Origin of the sequence: Pleionea mediterranea (genome assembly GCF_003148745.1) — a bacterium.
GTDB classification, from domain to species: domain Bacteria; phylum Pseudomonadota; class Gammaproteobacteria; order Enterobacterales; family Kangiellaceae; genus Pleionea; species Pleionea mediterranea.
On record NZ_QGGU01000002.1, the window covers coordinates 310492 to 334261 of the forward strand.

19 protein-coding genes are annotated in these 23770 nt (G+C 40.7%); 8 read left to right on the forward strand and 11 right to left on the reverse strand.

Annotation, left to right across the window (positions count from 1 at the left end; all coding sequences use genetic code 11):
• Nucleotides 1-11: 11 nt before the first annotated feature.
• The 5 genes from C8D97_RS03460 to C8D97_RS03480 form a co-directional block, all read right to left on the reverse strand.
• A complete protein-coding gene (locus C8D97_RS03460) occupies nucleotides 12-452 on the reverse strand; it encodes a response regulator (protein WP_109761966.1) in 441 nt (146 codons plus the stop codon).
• 13 nt (nucleotides 453-465) lie between these two features.
• The gene (locus tag C8D97_RS03465) at nucleotides 466-1659 is read right to left on the reverse strand and encodes a sensor histidine kinase (protein WP_109761968.1); all 1194 of its coding nucleotides are present in this window, start codon (nucleotides 1657-1659) and stop codon (nucleotides 466-468) included.
• Between the two features lie 230 nt (nucleotides 1660-1889).
• The gene (locus tag C8D97_RS03470) at nucleotides 1890-4022 is read right to left on the reverse strand and encodes a pre-peptidase C-terminal domain-containing protein (RefSeq protein ID WP_109761970.1); all 2133 of its coding nucleotides are present in this window, start codon (nucleotides 4020-4022) and stop codon (nucleotides 1890-1892) included.
• Between the two features lie 466 nt (nucleotides 4023-4488).
• Nucleotides 4489-6666 carry a hypothetical protein gene (locus tag C8D97_RS03475; RefSeq protein WP_109761972.1) on the reverse strand — a complete coding sequence of 726 codons (2178 nt, stop codon included), beginning with the start codon at nucleotides 6664-6666 and terminating at the stop codon, nucleotides 4489-4491.
• Nucleotides 6667-7071: 405 nt separating this feature from the next.
• Nucleotides 7072-8169, reverse strand: a complete 1098-nt coding sequence (locus tag C8D97_RS03480) for an MBL fold metallo-hydrolase (RefSeq protein ID WP_109761974.1) — start codon at nucleotides 8167-8169, stop codon at nucleotides 7072-7074.
• Between the two features lie 571 nt (nucleotides 8170-8740).
• Between C8D97_RS03480 and nhaC the strand changes: the two genes are divergently transcribed.
• The 3 genes from nhaC (at nucleotide 8741) to C8D97_RS03495 (ending at nucleotide 13188) form a co-directional block, all read left to right on the forward strand.
• Nucleotides 8741-10294 carry a Na+/H+ antiporter NhaC gene (nhaC, locus tag C8D97_RS03485; protein ID WP_109761976.1) on the forward strand — a complete coding sequence of 518 codons (1554 nt, stop codon included), beginning with the start codon at nucleotides 8741-8743 and terminating at the stop codon, nucleotides 10292-10294.
• Nucleotides 10295-10457: 163 nt separating this feature from the next.
• Nucleotides 10458-11783 (forward strand): hypothetical protein, encoded by a 1326-nt coding sequence (locus C8D97_RS03490; RefSeq protein WP_109761978.1) that lies wholly within the window; start codon nucleotides 10458-10460, stop codon nucleotides 11781-11783.
• Between the two features lie 229 nt (nucleotides 11784-12012).
• Entirely contained in the window at nucleotides 12013-13188 is a 1176-nt protein-coding gene (locus tag C8D97_RS03495) for a hypothetical protein (RefSeq protein WP_109761979.1), read from the forward strand.
• Nucleotides 13189-13338: 150 nt separating this feature from the next.
• Here the strand turns inward: C8D97_RS03495 and C8D97_RS03500 are convergent, their stop codons facing one another.
• Together C8D97_RS03500 and C8D97_RS03505 are read right to left on the reverse strand one after the other, a co-directional pair.
• Nucleotides 13339-13707 (reverse strand): glutathione S-transferase N-terminal domain-containing protein, encoded by a 369-nt coding sequence (locus C8D97_RS03500; RefSeq protein ID WP_109761981.1) that lies wholly within the window; start codon nucleotides 13705-13707, stop codon nucleotides 13339-13341.
• A 194-nt stretch (nucleotides 13708-13901) separates the two neighbouring features.
• On the reverse strand, nucleotides 13902-14429 hold the full coding sequence (locus C8D97_RS03505) for a MarR family winged helix-turn-helix transcriptional regulator (protein ID WP_245411386.1): 528 nt from the start codon (nucleotides 14427-14429) through the stop codon (nucleotides 13902-13904).
• 261 nt (nucleotides 14430-14690) lie between these two features.
• On the opposite strand from C8D97_RS03505, the gene C8D97_RS18095 reads away from it, so the two are divergent.
• The 4 genes from C8D97_RS18095 (at nucleotide 14691) to C8D97_RS03520 (ending at nucleotide 18594) form a co-directional block, all read left to right on the forward strand.
• Nucleotides 14691-14861 carry a hypothetical protein gene (locus tag C8D97_RS18095; RefSeq protein ID WP_170115124.1) on the forward strand — a complete coding sequence of 57 codons (171 nt, stop codon included), beginning with the start codon at nucleotides 14691-14693 and terminating at the stop codon, nucleotides 14859-14861.
• Between the two features lie 308 nt (nucleotides 14862-15169).
• Nucleotides 15170-16291, forward strand: a complete 1122-nt coding sequence (gene proB / locus C8D97_RS03510) for a glutamate 5-kinase (protein ID WP_210204838.1) — start codon at nucleotides 15170-15172, stop codon at nucleotides 16289-16291.
• A complete protein-coding gene (locus tag C8D97_RS03515) occupies nucleotides 16288-17535 on the forward strand; it encodes a glutamate-5-semialdehyde dehydrogenase (RefSeq protein WP_109761985.1) in 1248 nt (415 codons plus the stop codon). Before proB ends, C8D97_RS03515 begins: the two co-directional genes overlap by 4 nt.
• Nucleotides 17536-17751: 216 nt before the next feature.
• Nucleotides 17752-18594: a hypothetical protein gene (locus C8D97_RS03520; protein WP_109761987.1), complete on the forward strand. Its 843-nt coding sequence runs from the start codon at nucleotides 17752-17754 to the stop codon at nucleotides 18592-18594.
• Between the two features lie 31 nt (nucleotides 18595-18625).
• On the opposite strand, the gene C8D97_RS03525 is transcribed toward C8D97_RS03520, so the two are convergent.
• The 4 genes from C8D97_RS03525 to C8D97_RS03540 all read right to left on the reverse strand — a co-directional run bounded on the left by C8D97_RS03525 (nucleotide 18626) and on the right by C8D97_RS03540 (nucleotide 22823).
• A complete protein-coding gene (locus C8D97_RS03525) occupies nucleotides 18626-19360 on the reverse strand; it encodes a hypothetical protein (RefSeq protein WP_109761989.1) in 735 nt (244 codons plus the stop codon).
• A 324-nt stretch (nucleotides 19361-19684) separates the two neighbouring features.
• Nucleotides 19685-20833, reverse strand: coding sequence for an RNA polymerase sigma factor (locus tag C8D97_RS03530; protein ID WP_109761991.1), 1149 nt, complete (start codon nucleotides 20831-20833; stop codon nucleotides 19685-19687).
• On the reverse strand, nucleotides 20830-21732 hold the full coding sequence (locus C8D97_RS03535; protein WP_109761992.1) for an alpha/beta fold hydrolase: 903 nt from the start codon (nucleotides 21730-21732) through the stop codon (nucleotides 20830-20832). The genes C8D97_RS03530 and C8D97_RS03535 overlap by 4 nt, the downstream gene beginning before the upstream one ends.
• Before the next feature lie 116 nt (nucleotides 21733-21848).
• A complete protein-coding gene (locus tag C8D97_RS03540; protein ID WP_109761994.1) occupies nucleotides 21849-22823 on the reverse strand; it encodes a D-hexose-6-phosphate mutarotase in 975 nt (324 codons plus the stop codon).
• Nucleotides 22824-23020: 197 nt separating this feature from the next.
• Between C8D97_RS03540 and C8D97_RS03545 the strand changes: the two genes are divergently transcribed.
• The gene (locus C8D97_RS03545; protein ID WP_109761996.1) at nucleotides 23021-23746 is read left to right on the forward strand and encodes a rhomboid family intramembrane serine protease; all 726 of its coding nucleotides are present in this window, start codon (nucleotides 23021-23023) and stop codon (nucleotides 23744-23746) included.
• The last annotated feature ends 24 nt before the right edge of the window (nucleotides 23747-23770 follow it).

The following is a 23770-nucleotide window of genomic DNA, read 5'->3' on the forward strand; positions in this document are numbered from 1 at the left end:
GTTAATCCTTCTTATTGATCCTTTGGTGCCGCTGGTATTTCAATAAGGCGCCAGTAAGTACTAAGCATGTCGAGTACTTGTTCAAACGACTCGGTCATTTCATCTTTAATAATATAGCCCGCAACATTTTTTTGATAAGCGGCACAAATATCTTCATCAGACTTTGAGGTAGTGAGCACAAACACAATACTACTGCGTAAGGTTTTGTCGCTTCGTAAAAACTCCAGCACTTCCAATCCAGACTTTTTTGGTAAATTTAAATCGAGTAAAATAATGCGTGGGTAGGGTACTTCATCGTTTTGCAACATGCTGATAGCTTTCAGGCCATCTTTCGCCCGGTATACAGGGTTAGCAATGCGTAACTTTTTTAACGCTCGCTGAATTGACTCGGCGTCGACATCGTCATCTTCGACTAATAAAATAGATACTTGTTGATAATTTTTGCTTTGCATAGTTATTTAATAATTACTGTGTTGTATTCAAAGAAAATACTTGGCGCACAAGGGTTTCTTTTGGCCATTGAAAAGAAAACGACATGCCTTTACCTAAATCGGAATTAATATTAATGTTGCCACCAAATCGAGTAATGATTTTTTTGATCATGGCCAAACCCATGCCACTGCCTTCCACTTGGTCGCGCGGTTTAAGGGTTTTAAATAACGCCAGTATTTTTTCATGATAATCAGGGGCAACTCCTGGGCCATCATCGGAAACGGTAAATAAATAGTAGTTGTCCTGCTCTTCAACTTTTACATCTATCACACCCTGATCTTTATCGTGGTGTTTAATGGCATTATCAAATAAATTGCGGAATACTGTTGTTAGCGGCGTTTTAAGTGTTAGTACGGTTGGTAGAGGATCGCTTAGACTTAATTTAAAGTTTGGCTTTGAATTAACCAGTTCAAATAAATCTTGTGTCAGATGATTACAGTCAACAATTTCAATACTTTCTTCGATATCATTTTCAATGTTATCGACTCTTGAATATTCAAGTAAGTCATCGAGTAATTTGTTCATTCGATTAATACGGGTATCCACTAGCTTCATATGTTGCTGAACGCTTTCCGGTAAGTCTATCTGGGCGTTTTCCAAGTCTTCTTTAATAAATGTGTTTAATTGCCGAATACCGCGTAATGGTGACTTTAAATCGTGCGAGGCTACGTAAGCGAATTGAGTCAGCTCCTGATTGCTGCGGATAAGCTCGGTTGAATAACGCTCTAATAATTGTTGCTGGGTTTGTAATTCTTTTTCTTTGTTGTTGCGTAGAGCTATTTGATGTTGTAAATCATGTACGGTTGGAATGGCATCCAGTGCCGGTATTAGTTTATATAAAGCTATTGCCGTTGCGACTGAGACCAGTGCGGTAATGCTTTTTACTGCTCCGCTAAACCAGTAAGCGCCGTTCCAGACATTCCATATGGCAATGGCGTGGGTAAAGCCGCAAAGCAAAACAAAGGCAACAAACAGTGCCATAATTTTCGAAAAAAACAGATCTTGTCGCCGCTTTAATATGTATAACAGGGTAATAGGGATGCTGGTGTAGGCTAAAAAAATAAGTGAATCAGAGCTGACATGTAGCCATAGCAGTCCCGGTTTCCACATATAACACATGCCATGAGGCATAAAATCACCGAGGAATACCTGCTTCAAAACGTCCATTTATTACTGCTTCACATAGATTAATACTTATACAGGTATAGCACAGAATTTTTTAGCGACAAGTGAATTTGAGTAAGGATATATTGATTTTGAGATGTAAAGGGAATGTATTTTACCCACCAGTTCAGGAAGAACTGATGGGTAAAATGAACGGTGGAACTGCTTAGAGTTATTAATATAAAGTCGTTTGAAAGACTTTTAACCTATTGAAACTAAGTGGTTATTGTAAATTACTGCCACTCGATGGTTAAGTTTGTATTGTTGTACTGACTGTAGCCGTAGAGTGCAATTACCCAGACATCAGAGGCCGGCTGTGAAAATACACAAGCTTCATTATTACCGTTTTTATAGGGACGACAATCATAGTTGGCACTGTTGGGTTGATAGCCTTTTGCTACATACAAGTCTGCATCGCCCGTACCACCGGCAAGGGTGACGTTTAGGCTGGTCATGCCCGCAGGTAAATCCAGCTGGTAGTAGCGCCATTCGCCCGCAGAGCCGCTTAATGCTTCTAATACACTTTTGCCGCCTTTGGGTGGTGTTGACTCGGTGTATTGCGCGTTTAATGTGACCGCGGAAAAATCACTGTAGCCTTTAATAGATACGAAATATCGACCTGCCTGTGGGCTTTCAAACAAACAACTTTCTGTGTTGCCATTTTTATAGGGTCGACAATCGTAACTGCTGACTGTTGGCTGAGAGGCAAGTTTTACATAGAGATCGGCATCGCCAGTACCGCCGGACATGTTAAACGACAATTGGCTGGCGTTTTCTGGCACATCCATATAAAACGATAAGGTATCACCTTGTTGTGCGGTTAAATTGCTTCGGGTATCACCATTGAGCAGCAGAGCATCGTCTTGTTGGTTTTGCTCAAGTGTTGCCACCAGATCAACGTTTTCGTAAGAACGATCAATAGGCGACAGTGTGATGTACCATCGGCCCTGTTCGGGATTTTCAATGGTGATGGATTCAATGTTGCCGCTATTGGTTGATGCGTACTCATGTTGACTGATTGAAGGTGAGGTGTTGAATGACACATAAGCGTCCATTTCACCGCCTAACAGATTATCGGTCATGCTGGTGTTAAACGTTAATAACGACTGACCCGCAGGCACGTCAATAAAATAAGTGGTAGCCGATTTGCTGCGTAAGTTTGTGCGCGGCTTGCCGTCAATCAATACATACTGTGCATTGTTGTCACAAGTAAGTTGACTGCCATCTTGCAGAGGGTTGTAGCTGAACAGACCGGTTAATTCGTTCTGAATAAATAAAATCGCATCACAAGTGTAAGGATCGAGTGGATTACCGGTAGCCGTTAAATTAGTGATTAACGGTGCAAACGACCAGGACTCATTCAATGATTCAAACTGATTGTTGGAGACATCAAGCGTAACGATTCGCGATGGCAGTTCGGGAAGAGTGGACAGATTTTCATTGGCCACATTTAAATCCGTTAGGTAACGAAAATGTTGTATGCCTTCCAGTGATGAAATAGTGCCATTGCCGGGGGTTTGAATGCGAGTCACTTGTGCTGCTTCTATCGAATCAATTTCGCCATCGTTGTTAACGTCAAACTGATCAACTAAATATTGTTTAAAGGCTGCATCCGGGATGGTCAGGTTGACTGCACCATAATAGGTGGCGACTTCGAGTTGATCACCACCGCTGATGAACTGGTTATGGCCGGCAACACTGGCTTCGGCAAGACCGGCTTGTTTAGGTTGCATGGTCGGCTCACCATTTTTACTGTAGGCCGATAATGAGTAATGCATCACCGACATAAAGTCATAGTCCGCAATATTCGAGGTTGTGTGCGTGTAAAAGTTATAACGTTGATCGTCTTTAATGTTATCGAACAAAATGGTGATATGGTCATCACGATCACTGCGTTGTTGTTCGTGCCACATGCCAAGGCTATGACCAATTTCGTGCACAATAATGTATTTTGATGACCAGTTATTCATGGCCAGGGTTTGAGCACCGCCAACCATACCGACAACGGCGTAGTTTCTGTTGTCGTTAATAATCTGAAGATAATTTGACTGATCAGTACGCTCTACAAACTGAACGTCAGCAATGCTTTTCCAAACATTAGCCGCATCAATAAAACGTAGTCGATTTTCTTCGGTTACGTCGCTTGCAAAACTGTAGTAAACAATACCATCGGTCCATTTGTTTTTGCTGGTATCAAATTTGTTGAGAGACTGCTGTTGTGGAATGAGCATGTCACCGAGCTCATAATAAACTTTACCATTGGACTGAGTGGTAGAGAGTTTACTGAAATCCAGCTCATGTTTGCCGGCATAACTGGTGGACACAAAAAGAACAATAAAAATCGAAAGCAATAGCCGATACATCATTATATTTCCTTTTAAAAGTGATTAAATAACAGACTGGCTTAACGAAAAAATCAAGAGAACTTTAAGTGAGTTTTATGACAGTTCCGTTGTACCTGTGTATCAGTTCAATGACACACGTCCATCTTATTGAGCGCGGCGATTATGGTAAGCATCAATGATGTGCGCAATCGAAATAAACTTATGACAGCAATTAGAAAAACTAATGTTAATGCTTTGATTCTTTATTACACAAAATTTATAAACACGCTCTAATCATAAAGTATGATTTATGTGCAAATAAAATTAAGGTGGGGATTAATTGATGGATTATCATTCAAAATAAACAAGGTGAGTGACTATAACAATTTGGGTTTAAAGTATTGCCTGAAATTTAATTATCGTTTTTTATTAATGCAAATCCACAGCGGCTAAACTGTGGATTTGCAAACGCATCTTTTTTGTTTATAAATCAAACAATGATTCGGCGTTAACTTTCTGTTTCTGTCTCTGCCAAGGCAAATGCGATTAGATTGCCTGAGTGAATACCAAGACGTTCGCGGCCATTGGTTGCTTTTCCATACACATTTAAATGCGCAGCAAAGGCAGCATTAACACACTCTCCAACTAAATCACTAACGGCAAAGTGTCGTTGATAATAGTTTGAAGACTGAGAGTAATTACCGGTTGGTGTTGGTGCTATTGGTGAGGCGGTTTCAACGTAGGGCGACAAAGTGCTGGCACTTGCAAGATGAATCGAGCCACGTTTTACACCAAATCGAAATACCGCATGATCGTTAGGATGCGAAGCGTGGTATCGAATGCGAACATTATCGCCTGCGTCATAACGTAAAAATCCACATTCATCACTGGCGGCAACGCCATCGATGTCCGGTTGCGGTAAACTTGAAGCGACATGATTATTGTCCACATGAACCTTCATAATAAAGTTACCGTCAATGACTTCATCTGCATTGGTATATCGCACCGTTGATGACGCTGGATCTTGCAATAAAAACCGGAAACTGTCGCTACCTTCGGGCACATGATTGCCGGATTCATCAAATACTTCAATTTTTACTTCAAACACACCACTGGTGTCATCCGGATTGGTTGATGAAATAGCTGGTGCAATGGCTTCGGTATTCCAGATTGCCGCTGCTTCACCAAGATTGCCCCGCAACCACTCGCGGGCAACAACAGAATCCGGATCGTCAGCATTTACTGGCGGAGAAACCGGTTTGAATTCATAAAGTGCTGATTGTGCACCAACGGTTTGCGGCCCTACCAGATAACTTTCGTAAGTTGGAAGACTGCCATCGTCGTATTCCATTCGATAGGCTCGTGCTAAAGGTGTCTGGATTGGTGTCCACTCACTGTCGCCCTGGCGGCGAAATGAGTAACGATAATATTTAACACCACTGTTTGGAATAAAATAAGAGTCGTCCTGACGAAACACCAGCCGTCCACCAAATGGCGCATTATTGATATCACCCAGTGTATCGTGGTAATCGAGCATACCATCGGTTCGTACCCAACCTCGTGGTGCGCTACTGCCCGTATTTCCGTAGATGGGAGCATGGCCTATTGAATGTGGCAACACAAACAACACAACGCCTTCCGGAATATCGTAATCGGGTTGTTCGCAACCTTCGGCGTCTGGTGCGTTAATGGTGAGCAGATCACCACACTGATAATTCCAATGAGTATTACAGGCCACACTGGGTTTATAAATGGTTTGCCAGCCAGATTCCTGCAATTGCTCTGCCCAAATATAAATGTCGGGTTTATCGTCGCAATCGTAAGCAATAATTGCCGAAAAATACCCTTGGTCGTCGGTTTCAACCGTTGTTAAACAATCTTTGCGAAAGAAATACCAGAGGTAATTCAGACGACATAAAAATAATTTTAGAAGATCGGAGCGATCAAGCAGTTGTTGCCGGATCATTGCTGCAGAATGGGCCTGCTGAAGTTGAATAACAGGCTGGCTGATCGAATGGTTTGTTAATGACAAATTACTGCTGAATGAATTGGTATTTACCCTGCTTAAGTTTGCAGCCCTTGCAAAAGAAGGTGTAGGGATCGGAGGCTCCGGAATGGGCGGATCTGGAATAGGATCGGGAATATCTGGATCAATAGGTGTTGGCGGATTTTTTAGCAGGTCGATTAAGTCGTCTCGTAATCGAAAGACAATGTCATCCGGCAGGGTAGGAATAATAAAGCGAAATTTGTCGACCTCACAAATGTGTACCCGTGCATTACACACTGGCAGTTCTATGTTTTGATCGTCCGGAGTGGTTTTTTGGGTAACCAGCTTTCCTCTAACCAGACAAAAGCACCATATGGGAATAATATAATCCGGGATACTAATGGTAATGGCCTTACGATTTTTTAATGCGGTTAACCGGTTAACGTAACCGTTGTTACGGGTAATCTGTTTCAGCGATAATGACTGACCCGACTGGTTTGCTTTTGGCGCTATGGCCAGTTTGAGTTGTTGGCCATTATATTGCTCCGGCAACTCAAAGTTAACTTTGTTGTTACTTACTTCCGCTGTTGCGACTGGCTTTTCCGAAGCCGAAAATAAGTGGGCGGACAATTCTGGCAATTCTTTATCGCCACAAATATCCAGTTGAATGCTTAATTTAAATGAAGATTTACTTTTCATAACAACTCCTTGTAGTGATCGTGATTGACGTGAGAAAAATTTAAGCGTTATCACGTCATGTTGCTGGCAGAATACGCCATAACATCAAAGACGTTATGTGAACACATAACGACAGCATCCTTTCTATATCGCTTATTCCTTAAGCGTTATAAGCTTGTCAAAACGCTTTGAGATAATCTATTCGGAAAATCTTACTGTATTGTAAGCAATATCTTAATTTTTCCTGTGAGCAGGCTTATGTTCGAACATTCAAACAGGGGGCAGGCAATGATTAGTAAAAAGCTAGGTTAAAAGGAATTACGATAAAGCAAAGGAAGTAAGTGAAAAATTATCATTTGTTTTTTGCTAATATTGGTTTTTTAATTTATACGCGGATCATTATCCGCGTATTTATCTTGAGGTGGATTATTGATCCTTTTTTATAGAAAGATAAGCCTGCTTATAAAAGTCTTCAATAAAATGATTGTAGGCTCGTTTGGCCAACTCATCCTTTGAAGCGAGCGATTGTTTAAACTCATCCTTATTAATGGAAGACATAAACTGTTCCAAAGTCATTTTATTGTTAACCGCATGGCTGGCTTGTTGTAATGTTTTTGTAAGAAGAGTGATGATTTTTTCGAGCTGCTGTTTGCCCTGATGAATACTGCCATGGCCGGGTATAACACGCTCAAAATCCAGTGCTTTTATTTTATTTAAAGTAGCTAACCAGCTTTCTGGATAACCATGACCGGCAAAGGGAATTTCATCGAACAGATCACCGGCGATTAAAATTTTATCATCGGGCAAGAAAACAATGGTATCGCCTTCGGTATGCGCTGTACCAAAATTAAATAATTCTATACGTCGATCCGGTGTGGATAAATCAAGATGATTGGTAAAGGTTTTATCGGGCTTGACTAAATTGATGGTTTTAAGCTTTTCAAGTTTAGCTTTCGCCCGTGCAATTTTTTCAGCCAAGGTATTATCGTCGTTGTTATCGCTGGCCAGTTTATCTTCAGCGTTTTTAATAGCGGCGGCTAAATTCTCAATGGTTTCGTCAAGTTGGGGCTGTGTTTTGTCAACAATGGTATTGGTTAGCGATTGATGGCCAACAAATATCTGCTTACCTGCAAAGGCTTGCTGGTACAGTTGATTCGCCATTGTGTGATCGGAATGCCAGTGCGTATTTATCACATGGGTGACCGGTTTATCGGTGCGTGACTTGATGGCAGCAATGATTTGTTCCGCCGCATTAAGATCACTGTTGGCATCCACAATAATGACACTCTCCTTATTAATAATAGCGGTTATGTTGGCGTCATTGAATCGCAGTGGATCCGGTTTTATAAAAGCAATAACACCATTACCGAGATCATGCGTGGTAAATACCGGGTTAGGCTGAGCCGTTTGTGTTTCGGTAAATCCTATGGTGTGAGATAGCAAGGTTAACGCTAACAACCCTGTTGTTATGAAACGACTTTTGATAACACCTTGTAATAACAGTTTAAAAGGCAGTGTTTTCATAGTGGCGTAGCTCCCTGGTTAAATAGGCATCGCGATTAACGGTTTTTTATAGAGTTCGCTTATATAGCTTTAACAGGTATATGGTCTTTATTGGTTGAATGCAGTGTAAGTCAATAAACCCGCACAAACCATATCAGGTAACAGCCGGTTACATATTATTCATTTGAGTTTGTGCAAGCTGAGCCAAAAGCGCTATAGCCCTTATCTGTTGCAGGCTATAGTTAAACTGAAAAAGTTGCCTGTATATGCTCTAACTCCCTGATATGACTTTGATTTTTCAATATGTAATAATAGCCGACCAAAAATTAGCCTGACGACAATAGTTTAATCAATCGCCCAAAGAGCTATAAAGCAGGTGTTGAGCGATGTAAGTTAATCAGTGAGGCCATGATTTTTAGAACGGTTTTGTGACTAAGAATGCCGACTCTAAAAGAATGGCTTTCAATATTACTGCCATTACAAATCAGGGAATATTTAGATTATTGTCTTCAGACTATTTGCATAGGTCCATCAGAAAAAATAAAGACAACAGATGGATCAGAGTTTTAACAGGATTAAAGAGGTGCATTGAATGACTGAGAACTCACAACCGAAACCGAGTTTGCTTGTAGCATTAATACCGGTTGTCCTCACGCTTATTATATTAGGCGTTCAAATATTTTATTTTGGCGTGTTTGAGCCCCATATTCCACTCGCCATTGGCTTGGCAATTACCAGTATAGTCGGTATTAAATTAGGCCTTAAGTGGAAAGATATTGAAGAAGGTATCTTCCATGTTATTCACGTGGCTTTGCCGTCAGTGTCGGTGTTAATCACCGTCGGTATGATCATTGGTGTCTGGATCGCCAGCGGAACTGTGCCCAGTATCATCTATTACGGTTTAAAAGTATTGTCGCCGGAATGGTTTTTGGCCGCTGGTATGATCATTTGTGCGGTAGTGTCGGTTTCTCTGGGAACATCCTGGGGGACGGTTGGTACAGTTGGTCTGGCACTGATGGGCATTGGTGAAGGATTTGATATTCCAATGTACTGGACCGCCGGTGCGGTTGTTTCCGGTGCTTTCTTTGGTGATAAAATTTCACCGTTATCCGATACCACTAATTTGGCACCCGCTGTAACGGGAACCAATGTATTTGATCATATAAAAAATATGATGCCGACAACGGTTCCGGCCATGTTGATCGCCTTGATGATTTACATTTTTGTTGGCTTTATGGTGATAGATGTTGAAAGTGTTTCGTTTGAAAAAATAAATGGCATTACCAGCGCCTTAAATGAAAACTTTTATATTTCCGGCTGGGTATTATTACCTGCGTTAGTGGTTATGGCTTTGGCCATGAAAAAGTACCCGCCTATACCTTCGTTATTCGCCGGTGTTGTTGTGGGTGGTTTAACCGCAATGATTGCGCAAGGACAAGGCTTATCGGATGTATTCAATTTCGCCAATAATGGTTACGCCATAGAAACCGGTATCAGCGAAATTGACAGTCTGTTAAATCGCGGTGGTATTCAATCCATGATGTGGACCATTTCACTGATACTGATTGCACTGGGTTTTGGTGGTGCACTGGAAAAAACCGGTTGTCTACAATCCATTATTAGTGCGATTAAAAGCAAGGTTCACAGCTTTGCCGGCACGCAAACCGCAGCCATTGGTACCGCGTTTTCAACCAACCTTGTAGCAGGCGACCCCTACTTATCCATTGCGTTACCAGGCCGTATGTACGCGCCAGTGTATCGAGGCATGGGTTACTCCACATTAAACCTATCGCGGGGTGTTGAAGAAGGTGGAACCCTGATGTCGCCACTTATCCCGTGGAACGCGGGTGGTGCCTATGTAATCTCGGCACTTGGGCTGGGTGTTGCCACAGGTAATATAGAAAACTTGCTGTACATACCACTGGCCTTTGCCTGTTGGTTAGCGCCAGTTATTGGTGTGTTTTATGCCGTAACCGGATTCTTCTCGCCCAAAGCAAGTGAAGAAGAAATCAAACAATGGCACGACAGTAATGAACCAATTGCCAAGTTTAATAAAGATGGTTCACCAATGTCCGACGATGATGAAGCCGTCGATGACATTAAAGACATGGGACCGGACGGTAAACCGGTTCAAGACAGTTTATGATGATTTGTAAACGATAGTGATAACCTAAAAGGCAAGCTCTGGCTTGCCTTTTTTGATCGAAGCACATAATGACATGAAGCATACAACGACAAGACACTTATTATCCTCGATTACAATAATACTTTTAGTTTTTACTTTTGTATTGTTGCTTAGCTTTATCGTTATGGATGAACTGAACGCTCAGTCATTACTTGTATATGGACCTCTGGTTTATAGCTCTATTAGATTGTCTGATTATCTTTACTGTGAGCTGCCCAAATTAAAATTACTGGGCTGGCTTATAGGCCTTATTCCTGTTATTAATATTTTGGCGTTTATAGTTGTTTACAGTTATAAATATCTTGTTAAGTGTTTAAAAAGCAGTGACAGAAATACTCACAATACCCTTGAGAAACAAGATTTAAACGCTAAAACACAAAGTTCACTTCAGGAACGAGAAAAAAGTCTTAGGAAACACAAGAAAGATAAAGGCGTCTCTCTATTAAAAAAGCTGGGTGTAGAGTTTAACTCAGCAGAACTGTTCGAATTTGCACTTAAGCATAATCAAACAAGAGATTATTTTTTAAACGTTAATCATTATGAATTTTCTGAGGCGGCCACTGGTCAGAGTGTTTTTGCGACACATATTATCAGCTCAAATAAGTTTATCGAAAAGCATGATAATGGCACAGAAATTTTTAGACGTGAAATCATCAATTTTATCAATAGATCTCAATATTCAGCAAAAGAAATAAAAAGTGTGCTATGGAATATTTATGAAATAGCTACGTTTAAAAATAAACACTTAGGATCATTTAATGGTATTTTGGATAACGAAGATTGCCTGGTGTTGCATGCGTTTAATTCTTATATAGGTTGTATGCCAAAAGATCAAAGTGACTCTAATCAATTAACCAGCCTTGAAAAATGTTTAATAGAATGCAAAAAAATAGGGTGTGATTTATTAGTGCCTAAGTTACAAGAAGGGATATCTCGGCTTAAGGGCACGGGTAACAATGATTTGAAAAAGAAAAGTAGAGGTAATTTATTTGAGTACGCATTGAATAATGACGAGATAAAGGATTTCTTTTTATCCGATAATAGCTATAAGACTTTAAGTCGCGATACAGGTGACAAAATTCCGGCGGTACATATAAGTTATTTGGCAAAGTTTTCTGATAAGGCTTCAGGTAATTGTCAGATTATTGAAAATGAGCTGACAAAGTTTATTGAAACAGTTGGTTATTCCGAATACGAATTTAGAAGTGTTTTACATACCATCTATAGAATGGCTGATTTACAAAAATACACCTGTTTTTCTAAAATGTTAAAGGCTAAAGGACGGGTTATCTTTGCGGTTTCTGATTATCTTAGAAATATAGAGCGTAATAAGGATAAGGCCAGTTTGATCTTAAACATGCAGTATTATATTCCAAGATACGATGATCTTGGTTTAGGTGAGCTGAGCAAAGAGATGGAGAACAGTATTCATACGCTTAAGAAGGATTGAGTTTTATTATCCGAAACCAAGAGAGCGTTTTTATGGATAATGCAAAATAATAAAATCTCGTATTAGCCATACATCTCAAAATGCTTATTGAATAATGATTGTACTTTGCTTATTTTAAATTCGAAGCAAACATAAAATGGATTTTGTGATCACAGTCCTGTTGGTTTTCGTTTGTTTTATGTAAGGACGCGTCCTTAATAATTGACCATAAATTATTAAGGAGAAAGTTATGGATATACACGATTGGTTCAAGTGTGATTGGATTAAAAAGAGTTCTCTTTTTTTAGCTTCTTTAGCGCTTATTGTTTCATCCAACCTTGCCAGCGCAACGGTCGATAATGTTCGCGCGTGGGGATGGGCACACAGTGCTAATGCCACATTAAACACTCCCTATCAGGCCTATAGTGGTTATTCGCGCTCAGCCGGTTGGGAAAATATTCCGAATCATCCCTATCGAAATTATTATTCTGGTGACGTTATGGTTACCCGAAAAGCAGTCGGGTATTATTCGATTTTATTTGAGCAAATGAATGCCACTGGCGGAGTAGTTCATGTTACGGCCTACGGTGGAAATCATCATTGTAAAGTACAAAACTGGTACCCAACCGTAGGTGGGCAACTGGTTAATGTTCGTTGTTTTAACAATACAGGCAGTGCGGCCAACGGGCGGTTTACAGTGCTCTATTATAAAAATACCACTAAAGGAGATTACTATACCGACGGTTATTTATGGGCAAATAATCCGACGGCTGCTTCCTACACTCCCAGTTCAACCTACCAAAGTAACTCGGGCGATGTGTTAAATACCGTAACGCGGTTAAGTACCGGGCGATATCGAGTGAATATGCCAACAATGAACATCAGCTCTGGTGAAAACACTGGTGGAACGGTAATGGTGACTGCCTATGGTTCTAATTCGGATCGTTGCAAAGTGAGGAGTTGGTATTTTTCGGGAACTGATTTAAACGCGAATGTGGATTGTTATAACAGTGCTGGTAGTTTAACCGACAGTCGTTACACATTAAGTTTTATGAAGCGAATCACCATTGGTAATCAGGTAGCAGAAGATTTGTTACAGGGCGCTTATGTTTGGGCCAATTGGTCACCAACCCCCTACAGTTATTATCAATATTCATACTCGGGTCAACCAATCGAAAGGCACGATAACAGTACCGGTAATTACCGTATTGAAATTCCTGGGCTAAAAGCCAACGGCGGTTCTACTACGGTTTCGGTCACCGCTTATGGTGGCAATGGTAATCATTGCAGTATTGGGTATTGGGGAAATAGCTGGGTGTATGGCGATGGTACAACCGCCAATGTTCGTTGTTATGACAGTAATGGCAATCCGGCGAATACACTATTTACATTGCAGTACATTACATCGAATATCATTTTATATTAATAATTAGTCTGACTTGATTTCAAGTAATAAGTGCAATTTAATTCACGGGCATAACCAATGTTATGCCCGTTTTTTAATGTATTCTTTTTTATAAAGAAGAGTTAATTCAGTAAGCAGGGTACGCATTTTGCGCACCTGTATAAATCAATATTACCCCTTAGAAAATTTTTCCTTCAAAAAATGATTAATATCATCCGATTCGTACATCCACTCAACTTTATCACCGTGATCAATGCGTAAGCAGGGGACTTTTATTTTTCCACCTTGCTCTTTTAATTCTTGCCGAAATTGCTGATTGTTTTTAGCGTCTCGTAACTCCATGGGTAAATTTAACTGATGCAGGGTGCGGCGAACTTTAATGCAGAAAGGGCATAGGGTAAATTGATACAGTGCGTAGCTTTTTAACGCTTGTTCTACCAGTGCTTGTTGCTCTGCTGATCGACTTAATTTACGACCACGGGTTAACCAGTTAAAAAAGGCGATTAGACTGCCCAAAATTAAACGAATGAGTTTTAGCATTTGGTGATTACCTTGTTGTGTCTGTGCTTAAGTTGGCGGTAGTGCTGTCGATAATTTGCGGGCGATTGTGCATGGAAATCCGCTTGCTGTCTAGACGCCATTGCCCACGGTGGATGGGCTCGATTTTAATGAAGTTGGTTTAATCGTTAAAAGTTTTGATGTAATCCTTCTCTAATGTTTAATCATGGCTAGTGTCAGGATTCAGCGGTTTTCTGGATCAAGCCAACTTCGAGCAATGGAGAAGCATCGATATCATCGGCGTCCATCATTGATGCAATGCGCTGCATGGTAGACAGCATTTGCGTTTGTTCCCACTGCTCCAGCGCTTCAAAGCGATTGATGAAATGTTCCTGCAGCGGCTTAGGTGCACTTTCCAGAATATCTAATCCTTGCTGCGTTACATGCAATCCGACTTTACGCTTATCGGTGGTGGAGCGCTCTCGCAGAACCAGGCCACGTTTTTCCAGCCGATCGAGAATACTGGTAACGGTAGCCGGGCTGAGGTTGATGTTCTCGGCGATTAACTTAACCATAATATTGTCGTGCTGAACCACCTCTTGCATCACCATCAACTGGGGGCCGGTTAGTCCGGTTTCTTTTTCCAGCCGCTTTGAGTGCAGATCGATGGCGCGAATTACCCGGCGCAGAGACACCAGTAATTCTGCGTATTTATTTGTGTTGGCCTGTGTAAAGGGCAGTTTAACGGATTCTGCTTTATTCAATGTCCTGATTACCTTTTTCGAGCGGTTTAAATCCCGCGGGGTCTTGCTATCGCAAGGTTAGCGCCGTTTTGCGTTGACCATTTACGGCTTAAATACTTTGTGTACAAACAATAATGTTATCAAAATTGCACTAAAAAAAGCCAGAAAAAACTAATTTTGGCCATTAAAGACGGCGTAATCAGGCTTTTGGGTTGAAATAGACTCTGTATTTAATTAGAATACAAACCATTACAACTCAAACTAAATGTGTCGGTATACATTTTGTCCTTTAATCCGGATAAACAAGACGTTCTGGATAGCTTCGCACAAGCGGGGTGTCAGCCAATCAGCTTTATGGTTCATTCCGCTATTCAGCGAGTAAATGCCACCTACACAGTGACGAATACAAAAAGTCAGTTTGAGTTTCAATCAAATCGCTTTGATTGTTATTGAACCAATAGCCGAATCTTGCCGACCAGGTAAGCTCGGCTTTATTTGTTTGGAGGCCACAAATCTTTGCGGCCTCTTTTTTATAGCCAAAGCGAATGAGCTGAATATTACTTAGAGAGTATTCTACTCAGCATAAAATTTGTTGGTTAAACGAACGGTTTTTTAATGAGCACAACTACTTTTTGACTGACCGTCACCTATAATTTAAGCAAGTATTCTCGATAAAACCGTACTGCTGATTTAGGTGTTTGAGTTATCGAGTAGTGAGATTGAATTACTTTAAAAAAAGACGTAGGCATAAAGACGAGTATATGAGTAACAATATGAATGAATTTCATTGGCGACGAGTTGTACTAAAAGTTGGCAGCGCATTAATTGCTCCGGATAAAAATGGTTGCAGCTCGCGTTACCTGTTAAGTATTGCCGAATTTATTATTAAGTGCCGTATGCACGGTGTGCAGGTGGTACTGGTTTCATCGGGCTCGGTTGCTGCTGGCTCCCATGCATTCGACACTGAAAAAGAACGCTCCATTGCTGTGAAAAAAGCAATGGCAGCAAAAGGTCAGATGGATATGATGGGCTCCTGGGATCGTTTGTTTGATTTTCCCGTTGCGCAATTACTGTTAACGCAAGGTGACTTGCAGATACGTGATCGCTACCACAGTATTCGGGAAACCGCGTTTGAGTTATTGAATAACGATATTCTTCCTATAGTGAACGAAAATGATGCGGTAACCAGTGACGAACAGAAAGTGGGTGATAATGATAATTTATCCGCCATGATTGCTGCATCCGTTGATGCGGACTGCTTAATCATCTGCTCCGATGTTGATGGTTTATACGATGATAATCCAAACACCAATAAAGACGCCAAGCTGTTGAAGCAAGTTGAAAAAATCGACGCCGATATTTATGCCATGGCCAGTGGTCCAGAAACTGGCGGTGTAGGCACCGGTGGAATGCGCACCAAACTAGAAGCGGCTGAAAAAGCCACTTCAAATGGTATTCTTACCTTTATTGTGAATGGTTTGAAAACCTCTAGCTTTAACCAGTTATTTGAAGGTAAAAATCCCGGTACGGTATTTTTACCTTTCGAAAAACCGTTAGAAGATCATATTCACTGGATCACACACACCTCAAAAGCACGCGGCGAAGTGATTGTTCGAAATGAAATTGCCGACCGCATGGGTGGCGATGAAACGCTTAACTTTGATCACAAAGACATAATTAATGTGGTGGGTGAATTTGCCATTGGCGATACAATTTTAGTTAGAACTGAAAAGGGTAAAAAGCTTGCCAAGGCGACCAGCCAGCACAGCAGTTGCGTATTAAGTTTAATGGCCGATGAAAATATCGATGAGTCGGTGCTGGAGTCGGAAGACGATAATCCTATTATTTCTGAAAATACATTAGCAATCCTGGAGAACAAATGACTGATATTAGCTTGTTAGCAAAACAAGCCGCTCAAGCGGCTAAGAAACTGTCGTTACTTAGCACTGAAGAGAAAAATAAAGCGTTGGCAAAAATGGCGGATGCCCTTGCCGAGCACAAAGATGATATTGCCAAAGTCAACGAGAAAGAAGTGGCTCGTGCCAAAGAAAACGGACTCGATGCCGCCATGCTGGATCGCCTGACGCTGAATCAATATGGCGTGATGGATATGGTAAAAGGTATTCGTGAAATTATCGAGCTTGATGATCCGGTGGGCATGAGTCGAAGCCTTGGTACACCACCAAGTGGCATTGATGTGAAAAAAGTGCGCGTTCCTCTGGGTGTCATTTGTATGATCTATGAAGCGCGTCCTAATGTAACGGCTGATGCATCTGCTTTATGTTTTAAATCCGGTAACGCGGTTATTTTACGCGGTGGTAAAGAAGCGTTAGATACCAGTTTGGCGATTGCGAAAGTATTGCAAGACGCACTGGAATCAGAAGGTTTACCAAAAGCGGCAGTAACGGTTATTCCCGATCCGGATCGCGGGCTCATGACCGATTTAATCCAGCAGGATCAATTAATTGATCTGGTTATCCCTCGTGGCGGTGAAGGCTTGATCAAGTTTGTTACCGAAAACAGTAAGATCCCGGTTATTCAGCACTTTAAAGGTGTATGTCATTTATACGTGGATAAAGACGCCGATTTGTCCATGGCTTACGACCTGATTGAAAACGGTAAAACTCAACGAACGGGTGTCTGTAATGCCCTTGAGTGTTTGCTGGTACACAAAGACGTTGCTGAAAAATATTTACCTAAAGTGGCACAAATGGCCGCTGACAAAGGTGTAAAAATAAACGCCTGTAAAAATTCGGTGAAGTATTTTGATAACGCAACCGAGCTGAAAGACGATGAGTTTGGTGAAGAGTATTTAAGCCTTGAGTTGGCGGTACGAATTGTTGATGATTTCGAACACGCACTGGATCATCTGGATACTTTTGGTAGTAAGCACACCGAAGTGATTTGTACGGACAATCAGGACACTGCCGATTTATTCCAGCGCAGTGTCGATGCCTCGGTAGTGATGCATAATGCATCATCACGTTTCTCCGACGGTGGTCAGCTTGGATTAGGTGCCGAAATTGGTATTGCAACCACAAAACTTCATGCTTACGGTCCTATGGGACTTGAGTCCTTAACCACAGAAAAATTTGTGGTAAAAGGCAAAGGTGAAGTGAGAGCTTAACCGCTTAAAAACTGTTACCGTTAATTGTAAAACGTAACCTCCAAAAAAGCCCGACAGGCTAATTGACTGTCGGGCTTTTTTATTAAATAACTCGATAATATTAAAGCTAGTACTTGGTATTTATGAGTTATTTGAGTTCAGAGTTAATCGCTAACTATTAGAAAACTTAAAATTATATTATTATTACAGGTGATATTCTGTTAGCTGGTGTTATAAATGGTTTATAAAAAAATAATCTTTATTGGTTTTATAGTAGCTGTTTTCGGTTGTGCAGGCGGCGCTAAAAAGAAAGTAGTGACCCAACTAAATAACGTGAAATTTAAACCCAAAGTCATTGTTATTGACTTTGATAGTTTACAAACTATTAATGTTTCTCTTGTTGGATTGGGCTATGATGGTAACCAAGTTGCTGCAACAATGAAATCGGCTGCTCAAGGAGCTGGGCAGGCAGGACTTATTGGCTCATTAATTGGTGGAGCTATTGTAAGTAATGCTGCTAAGAACTCAGCAATAGCTGAAAAAAACAAACCTGTTGAGAGTTTCTTAAGTCGCTTGGAATCAGCAAACTGGAGCTCGTTGCTTAAAAAGCATAATGCCAACTCTGAATTTATTTGGACTGATATTGACAGTGAGCAAGTATATATACTCAAGGTTAAACCTCAACTAAATTTGTCAGTAGATTATCGTGCACTTGAAATGGTGTCATTGGTTGAGCTGAGAGATAATGCGGGGCAAGTTTTGTACCAAAATTATTTTCATGTGCACTCTCTTCCTTTGTTAAAGCAGAATCAAACGATAACGTACTTGAATCAGCTGGAAGATAATGTTGTAAGAGATATATTTATTAGGATGTTATCTCATATGAATTTTTTAATTCGTAATGAGTTTTTAGTTTGGGCTAGGAGTAACAGCGAGACTAATCACCAATCTATAAAGTTTTCAAATGATAATAAAGAGTATTTTGAAAGAGGGGATTTACTCGATACATCAAATCAATATATAACTTATCGAAGTTTAAGAGGTGAAATTAAACATATTCCATTTGAAATAAGGCTTTAAAAAGAGTGAGCAAGAAACTCACTCTTTTATTTTACTCTGTTGGTGGAGTAACTTGTTCCACGGCTTTTTCTTTTGGTTGATTTAGCTCAATATTAATCATGCGAAAAGAATCATTAAGTGCCTGATATACAGCATTGGTTAGATTTGGAAAGTTACTTTCTTCTTCATCCCATGGAGCAGGAATTATTTTTGTTGAGTTGATATTAGAATACCATTGTAGGGTATTTGTATTTAAGTCAACAATTTGGCCAGTTAAATTTGTCATGGCAACTGGCTCTGAAGTAGGTGCAGGTCCATAATAACTTCTTGTAGTGCCAATTGAATGCATTTGAATTAGCATCAAGAAATCAAGGTTAAATTGTTCTTTGTATTTACTAAAATCGTTTTGTGAAATTCCTTTGCTTGGGGACTTTAATTTTTCAGCCTCTTCTATTGATATAGTTGATTCAATTAAAACCACTTTAAACCCTTTTTTTTCCAGCTCAGGTTTAAGCGAGTTTATAAAGCTTTTATATTCAGTAAAGGATAGTGATCTAAGATGTTTATCCAAATCAGAGTTAACACCTGCAATAATTGCGTAATCAAGTAATCCAATACTGCCTGTATAATGTGTTTCAGCTTCAGGAGCTTGTGTGTGAAGAACACCAATTGTTTTTCCTGAATTGTTATAAAAAGACTTTGTGATAGGTATGGGTTTTTGCATACTTCCGCAACCAATCAACAAAAGAGAAAGAAGCATTACGCTCCATAACTTAATAAACTTCATGAAATTATTTCTCCATTTTTATATATGAATAATCTACTTCCAGTAAGAGTCCGGAAGTTGGTGTATTTTGAATGACTTTAGAAGGAAAGTCCATTTTATGTATTTAGGCATGATGTTTGAAGTTAACTTGTTGAAAATCATACAAAAGGTAAGTTTGAAATTTGTAGGTAATATTGTAATATGGGTGATTATTAAGTAAGTAAAGGTTGGGTTTACATACATTTATTGCAAATTTGACATTGTAGCTATTAATGTTTGCTAAAGGGCTTTAAAAAGAGAATTAAAAGCAAAAGCATATAACATTTTTCTACGTTAACTGCTTTCTTAAAGACTCAATCGACCACTGCCTATCAAACCGATAATAAGGCCAATAAAGCCTGCCAGACAGCCACCAATGGTTCCCCAGAATCCGCAGAATTTATCTATGCGTCTTTGTCGTTGTTGTTTTTCGGTTAATGATTTATTGGCAAAAATATAATAGTCCAGATGTTTAACTGTACGTCTTAATAGTAAATATAAACCTATAGTAAAAAGGATATAAGTGATTGTTGGCGCTATCCAGCCGGTGGTAAATTCGTAAGCGACGGCGAGTAACAGCCCAAATACCATGATCCAGGCAATGGTTTGAGTACGGTAGGTCTTTAGTGTTTGTTTTGCCTGTTGATCGCTCAACTTTTTAAGTGCCAGGCGAGAGCTCCATTCAACCGCTAGTGCACCAAGCGCTGCACCAATCATTGCGCCGCCCATTAAAGCCAGTAGCTTTGATAATAATGTGGACTTACCGCTTGCCATTGAGGTTGCCAGTATCGAGGCCGTTGCCGGACTGCTGCCAGTAGCGGCACTTATTATCAGTGCGGTAAATCCGAAAGTGGGGGCCGTGGATAAAAGTACTTCGCCATATCGTTCAAGCCACTGTTTTTTGATGGTTTGTCGTGCCCGGGAAATTTTTTTGCGTACCAGTGCATCGCTAACGTCGAGTAATTCGGCTACTTGCTGTGTTGAGCAGTCTTCCCGGTAATACAATAAAATCATTTCACGGCTATCGTCAGGTAATTGTTCAATTAACGATTTCACAATCACCGATTGCTGCTCGCGCAAATGTTCGTTCGCAGGCGTGTCATCAGTTTTTAAAAAATCGGCAATTAATTCGTGTTCCGAATCGCAGCTTACTTTTTGTTTTACTTTATTATCGCGTAAAAAATTATACGCTTTATAACGGGTTATTTGTCTTACCCACGGCATAAAACTTAAGTGGTTTTTCAGTTTGTTTAACCCATGCCAGATATCAATGTAAACCTGCTGCGCAACGTCTTCACTGCCATCAATATCTTTCACAATAGCGAGGGCAATACTGGTTACTGTGTTACGGGTTGAATTAATCAGCCGGGCAAAGGCTTTTTGATCGCCAGATTGCGCCGAAAGCACATCCAGATGCAATTGGCTCATTTGAACTGATTGAGACGCGATTGTCATAGGGATTGCTCCAGAAACTGAGTTAGCTGTTGTGTCAGCCAGTCTGGATCATCGTACATAATAAAGTGGCGGGCACGGGTATTCACCAACAGGCTTGCATTGGGAATGGCGCTTAATTGCGACTGATACAAAGCATTGACCCGTTTATGATCCTGAGGCAATGGAAATGCACCCGATGCACCCAGTAGTAAAACCGGCTGTGTGATGTTGGCCACCTGCTGCCGTAAATCGGTGGTCATTAAAATGTGCATGGCTTCACCCACAGTTGTCGGATCAGAAGCTTCTGCCATGTTTAAGACAATCTTTTGATGAGCCGGTGCCTGGGTCTGAATCGCCAGAGTGGTTTGCGTCTGTAGCCTTAATTGTTGTTGACTCAGTTTGCTGTAAAACAATTTGATTTGCTCTGCACGGAGTTTTAAATCCTGTACAGTGGTTTGATTGGTCTGAGTAAATACCGGGCCAACAAAAGACAGCCCATCGACGGAAACAACTGGTCCAATAATATCTGGCTCAGAACTTGCGAGCCAAAATCCCATAAATCCACCAAGACTATGACCAATGATGACAGGATGTTGCAATTGCTGCTGTTGAATATAACTGAGCAGTTGTTGTTTAACGCGTTTTAAAGAGGGTGATGATACAGGCGGGCTACCGGCAAACCCTGCTATGGAGACCAGATGCAGTTGATAATCCTGTTTTAAGGCGTCAACGGTTGTTTGCCAGACTCTATCGTCCGACATTAATCCCGGAATCAAAATGACCGCCGGACCTTCGCCTATGCGCTCAACGGTAAAGTCTGCTGCTTTAGAGGATTGTATACTCATGATCACAATAACAATTATGAGAACCGGTGTGGGTATTGTATGTTGGCACAGTTGTTTTAACCATCGCTTATTCATGTTGTCTCCTGAGTGTTAACTATGGGTTTAATACATAGTCACGACAAGAGAGCAGAATGTGACACTTGTTTATAAAAACTTTTGTATTTGGCTATTCAATATTCTTCCTATCTTGTTTAATCCATTCGGGTGATTGTTTGATTCAGTTGATAGCTTTGGTCTGCTTCAATCTTAATTGGTTCAGGCGCATTGGCGGCTTCCACGCATATCATGGTGTGATAGCCGTTATCGGGAAAGTCACTCATAGCCTTTGATTTTTTAATCCACGGATTCCAGACAACAGTACCAGTGTCATTGGTTTGATGAATGCTTAGTATTTTGTTTTTTGTCGCCGGATGTGTGTTGGTAACAAGCTGCATACTGGCATTTTGTTTGTGATAAATTCGGTCGATTTCTTGTGTGATGGTGATAGGAGGCATTTGTGTATCTAATGTATCGCTTAGTTGATCGAGAAACGAGCAGCCTTCCAGTCCTTGCAGTTTAGAGTCATCAATATTATCAAGCAAAAAGTAACTATGAATTGCCTGAGTCAATGGCATGGGTTTCTTCGAATTATTCACTGTATGCAATGAAACGGATAAGGATTCTGCCAATACAATATTGACTGTTAAGGTGAATGGATAAGGCCATACTTCCTGGGTTGATGGATCATTTGTCAGTTGCAATTGAATATGCACCGCCAAATTGTCGTCCTGATGAATATTAACCACAGTGAAATCCGATGTGCGGGCAAAGCCGTGTTGCGGCAGCGATGAATTCTTCGGGTGCTTACCAAACCAGGGCCAGCAAATAGGAATGCCGCCTCGTATAGCTTTGCCCGGGCGAAACTCTGCGATGGGGCTTAGCCAGAGCAACTCATTATCAAGATTATAGGTTTCGCTTTTTGTATTGACAGGCTTATGTTCTACGTCACTTTTTAGTGTGGAAGATAACTTGGGCACAAAAGATGTCACATGAGCGCCCTGAAGAAAAATTTCTGCCCGACACAGGGGTGACTCAATCAACAGTTGCGGCATATCCTTGTAAACCTCAATAAGTTGCGCCTGCAACTGCGGTTGATCGCTGTATACTTTTAAAATATTGAATGTCATATTTTATCTCTATTGTTTCCAAGTATCATTTGAGCTCTTATTGAGATCCTTTTATTTGACACCTCTTATTGAAAGCTCTTATTGAGAGCTAAGCAATCGAGCAAATGCTTTGTGAAATAAATTCGCTTAAAAGCATAGATTATGAATAGTGAGACGCTCAGCTTTAAAGTATCAAATTTGACCCCATGATATAGGGTATGCAAAAAAACAATCAAACAAAACATCAGCTATTAAAGTCTGATATTCAGCGCATCATCTGGTTTACTGCATTATTGTGGGTAATAAAATCGGCGGAAACTTTATTCGGATTTGAGGCGTTGCAGTATGGCGTTTACCCCAGAGACGTCAGTGGATTATTCGGTGTTTTAACGGCACCAATGATTCATGGTTCCTGGTCGCATTTAGCGGCAAATACGCCCTCGGTGCTGCTGTTGGGTATTGTTATGGCTTACGGTTACCCAAAATCGAAATGGTGGACCATTGCTGTTATTTGGGTGGTATCTGGGTTGGGTGTCTGGTTATTTGGGCGAGAAAGCTACCACATAGGTGCCAGTGGTTTAACCCATGGCGCATTTTACTTCTTATTTGTTGCTGCCATTTTACGACGTGACAAGCGTTCTATCGCTCTGATGTTGATAGCGGTGTTTATGCACGGTGGGATGATGTTGGGTGTATTGCCCTGGGATCCTGAAATTTCATTTGAGGGGCATTTATTTGGTGGCTTGGCCGGTGCAATCAGCGCCATCCTGTTTCGACATCGTGATCCTAAACCGGAAACCCGGTTATACGAATGGGAACGTGATGATTATGAGGATGAATTAGAGCCGGAAGATTACCACGCGGCTAGCGATAGTGATGACCAGTCATTTCAAAATAGAATTATTGAGGATACGACAATTCAGGATACGACAAATAATCGCTAAGAAATGACTGGTGCATCGAGTTTT

Coding starts and splice junctions, on each gene's coding strand:
- C8D97_RS03460 (WP_109761966.1), bottom strand. CDS start 452: ATGCAAAGCAAAAATTATCAACAAGTATCTATTTTATTAGTCGAAGAT.
- C8D97_RS03465 (WP_109761968.1), bottom strand. CDS start 1,659: ATGGACGTTTTGAAGCAGGTATTCCTCGGTGATTTTATGCCTCATGGC.
- C8D97_RS03470 (WP_109761970.1), bottom strand. CDS start 4,022: ATGATGTATCGGCTATTGCTTTCGATTTTTATTGTTCTTTTTGTGTCC.
- C8D97_RS03475 (WP_109761972.1), bottom strand. CDS start 6,666: ATGAAAAGTAAATCTTCATTTAAATTAAGCATTCAACTGGATATTTGT.
- C8D97_RS03480 (WP_109761974.1), bottom strand. CDS start 8,169: ATGAAAACACTGCCTTTTAAACTGTTATTACAAGGTGTTATCAAAAGT.
- nhaC (WP_109761976.1), top strand. CDS start 8,741: ATGACTGAGAACTCACAACCGAAACCGAGTTTGCTTGTAGCATTAATA.
- C8D97_RS03490 (WP_109761978.1), top strand. CDS start 10,458: ATGGATGAACTGAACGCTCAGTCATTACTTGTATATGGACCTCTGGTT.
- C8D97_RS03495 (WP_109761979.1), top strand. CDS start 12,013: ATGGATATACACGATTGGTTCAAGTGTGATTGGATTAAAAAGAGTTCT.
- C8D97_RS03500 (WP_109761981.1), bottom strand. CDS start 13,707: ATGCTAAAACTCATTCGTTTAATTTTGGGCAGTCTAATCGCCTTTTTT.
- proB (WP_210204838.1), top strand. CDS start 15,170: ATGAGTAACAATATGAATGAATTTCATTGGCGACGAGTTGTACTAAAA.
- C8D97_RS03515 (WP_109761985.1), top strand. CDS start 16,288: ATGACTGATATTAGCTTGTTAGCAAAACAAGCCGCTCAAGCGGCTAAG.
- C8D97_RS03520 (WP_109761987.1), top strand. CDS start 17,752: ATGGTTTATAAAAAAATAATCTTTATTGGTTTTATAGTAGCTGTTTTC.
- C8D97_RS03525 (WP_109761989.1), bottom strand. CDS start 19,360: ATGAAGTTTATTAAGTTATGGAGCGTAATGCTTCTTTCTCTTTTGTTG.
- C8D97_RS03530 (WP_109761991.1), bottom strand. CDS start 20,833: ATGACAATCGCGTCTCAATCAGTTCAAATGAGCCAATTGCATCTGGAT.
- C8D97_RS03535 (WP_109761992.1), bottom strand. CDS start 21,732: ATGAATAAGCGATGGTTAAAACAACTGTGCCAACATACAATACCCACA.
- C8D97_RS03540 (WP_109761994.1), bottom strand. CDS start 22,823: ATGACATTCAATATTTTAAAAGTATACAGCGATCAACCGCAGTTGCAG.
- C8D97_RS03545 (WP_109761996.1), top strand. CDS start 23,021: ATGCAAAAAAACAATCAAACAAAACATCAGCTATTAAAGTCTGATATT.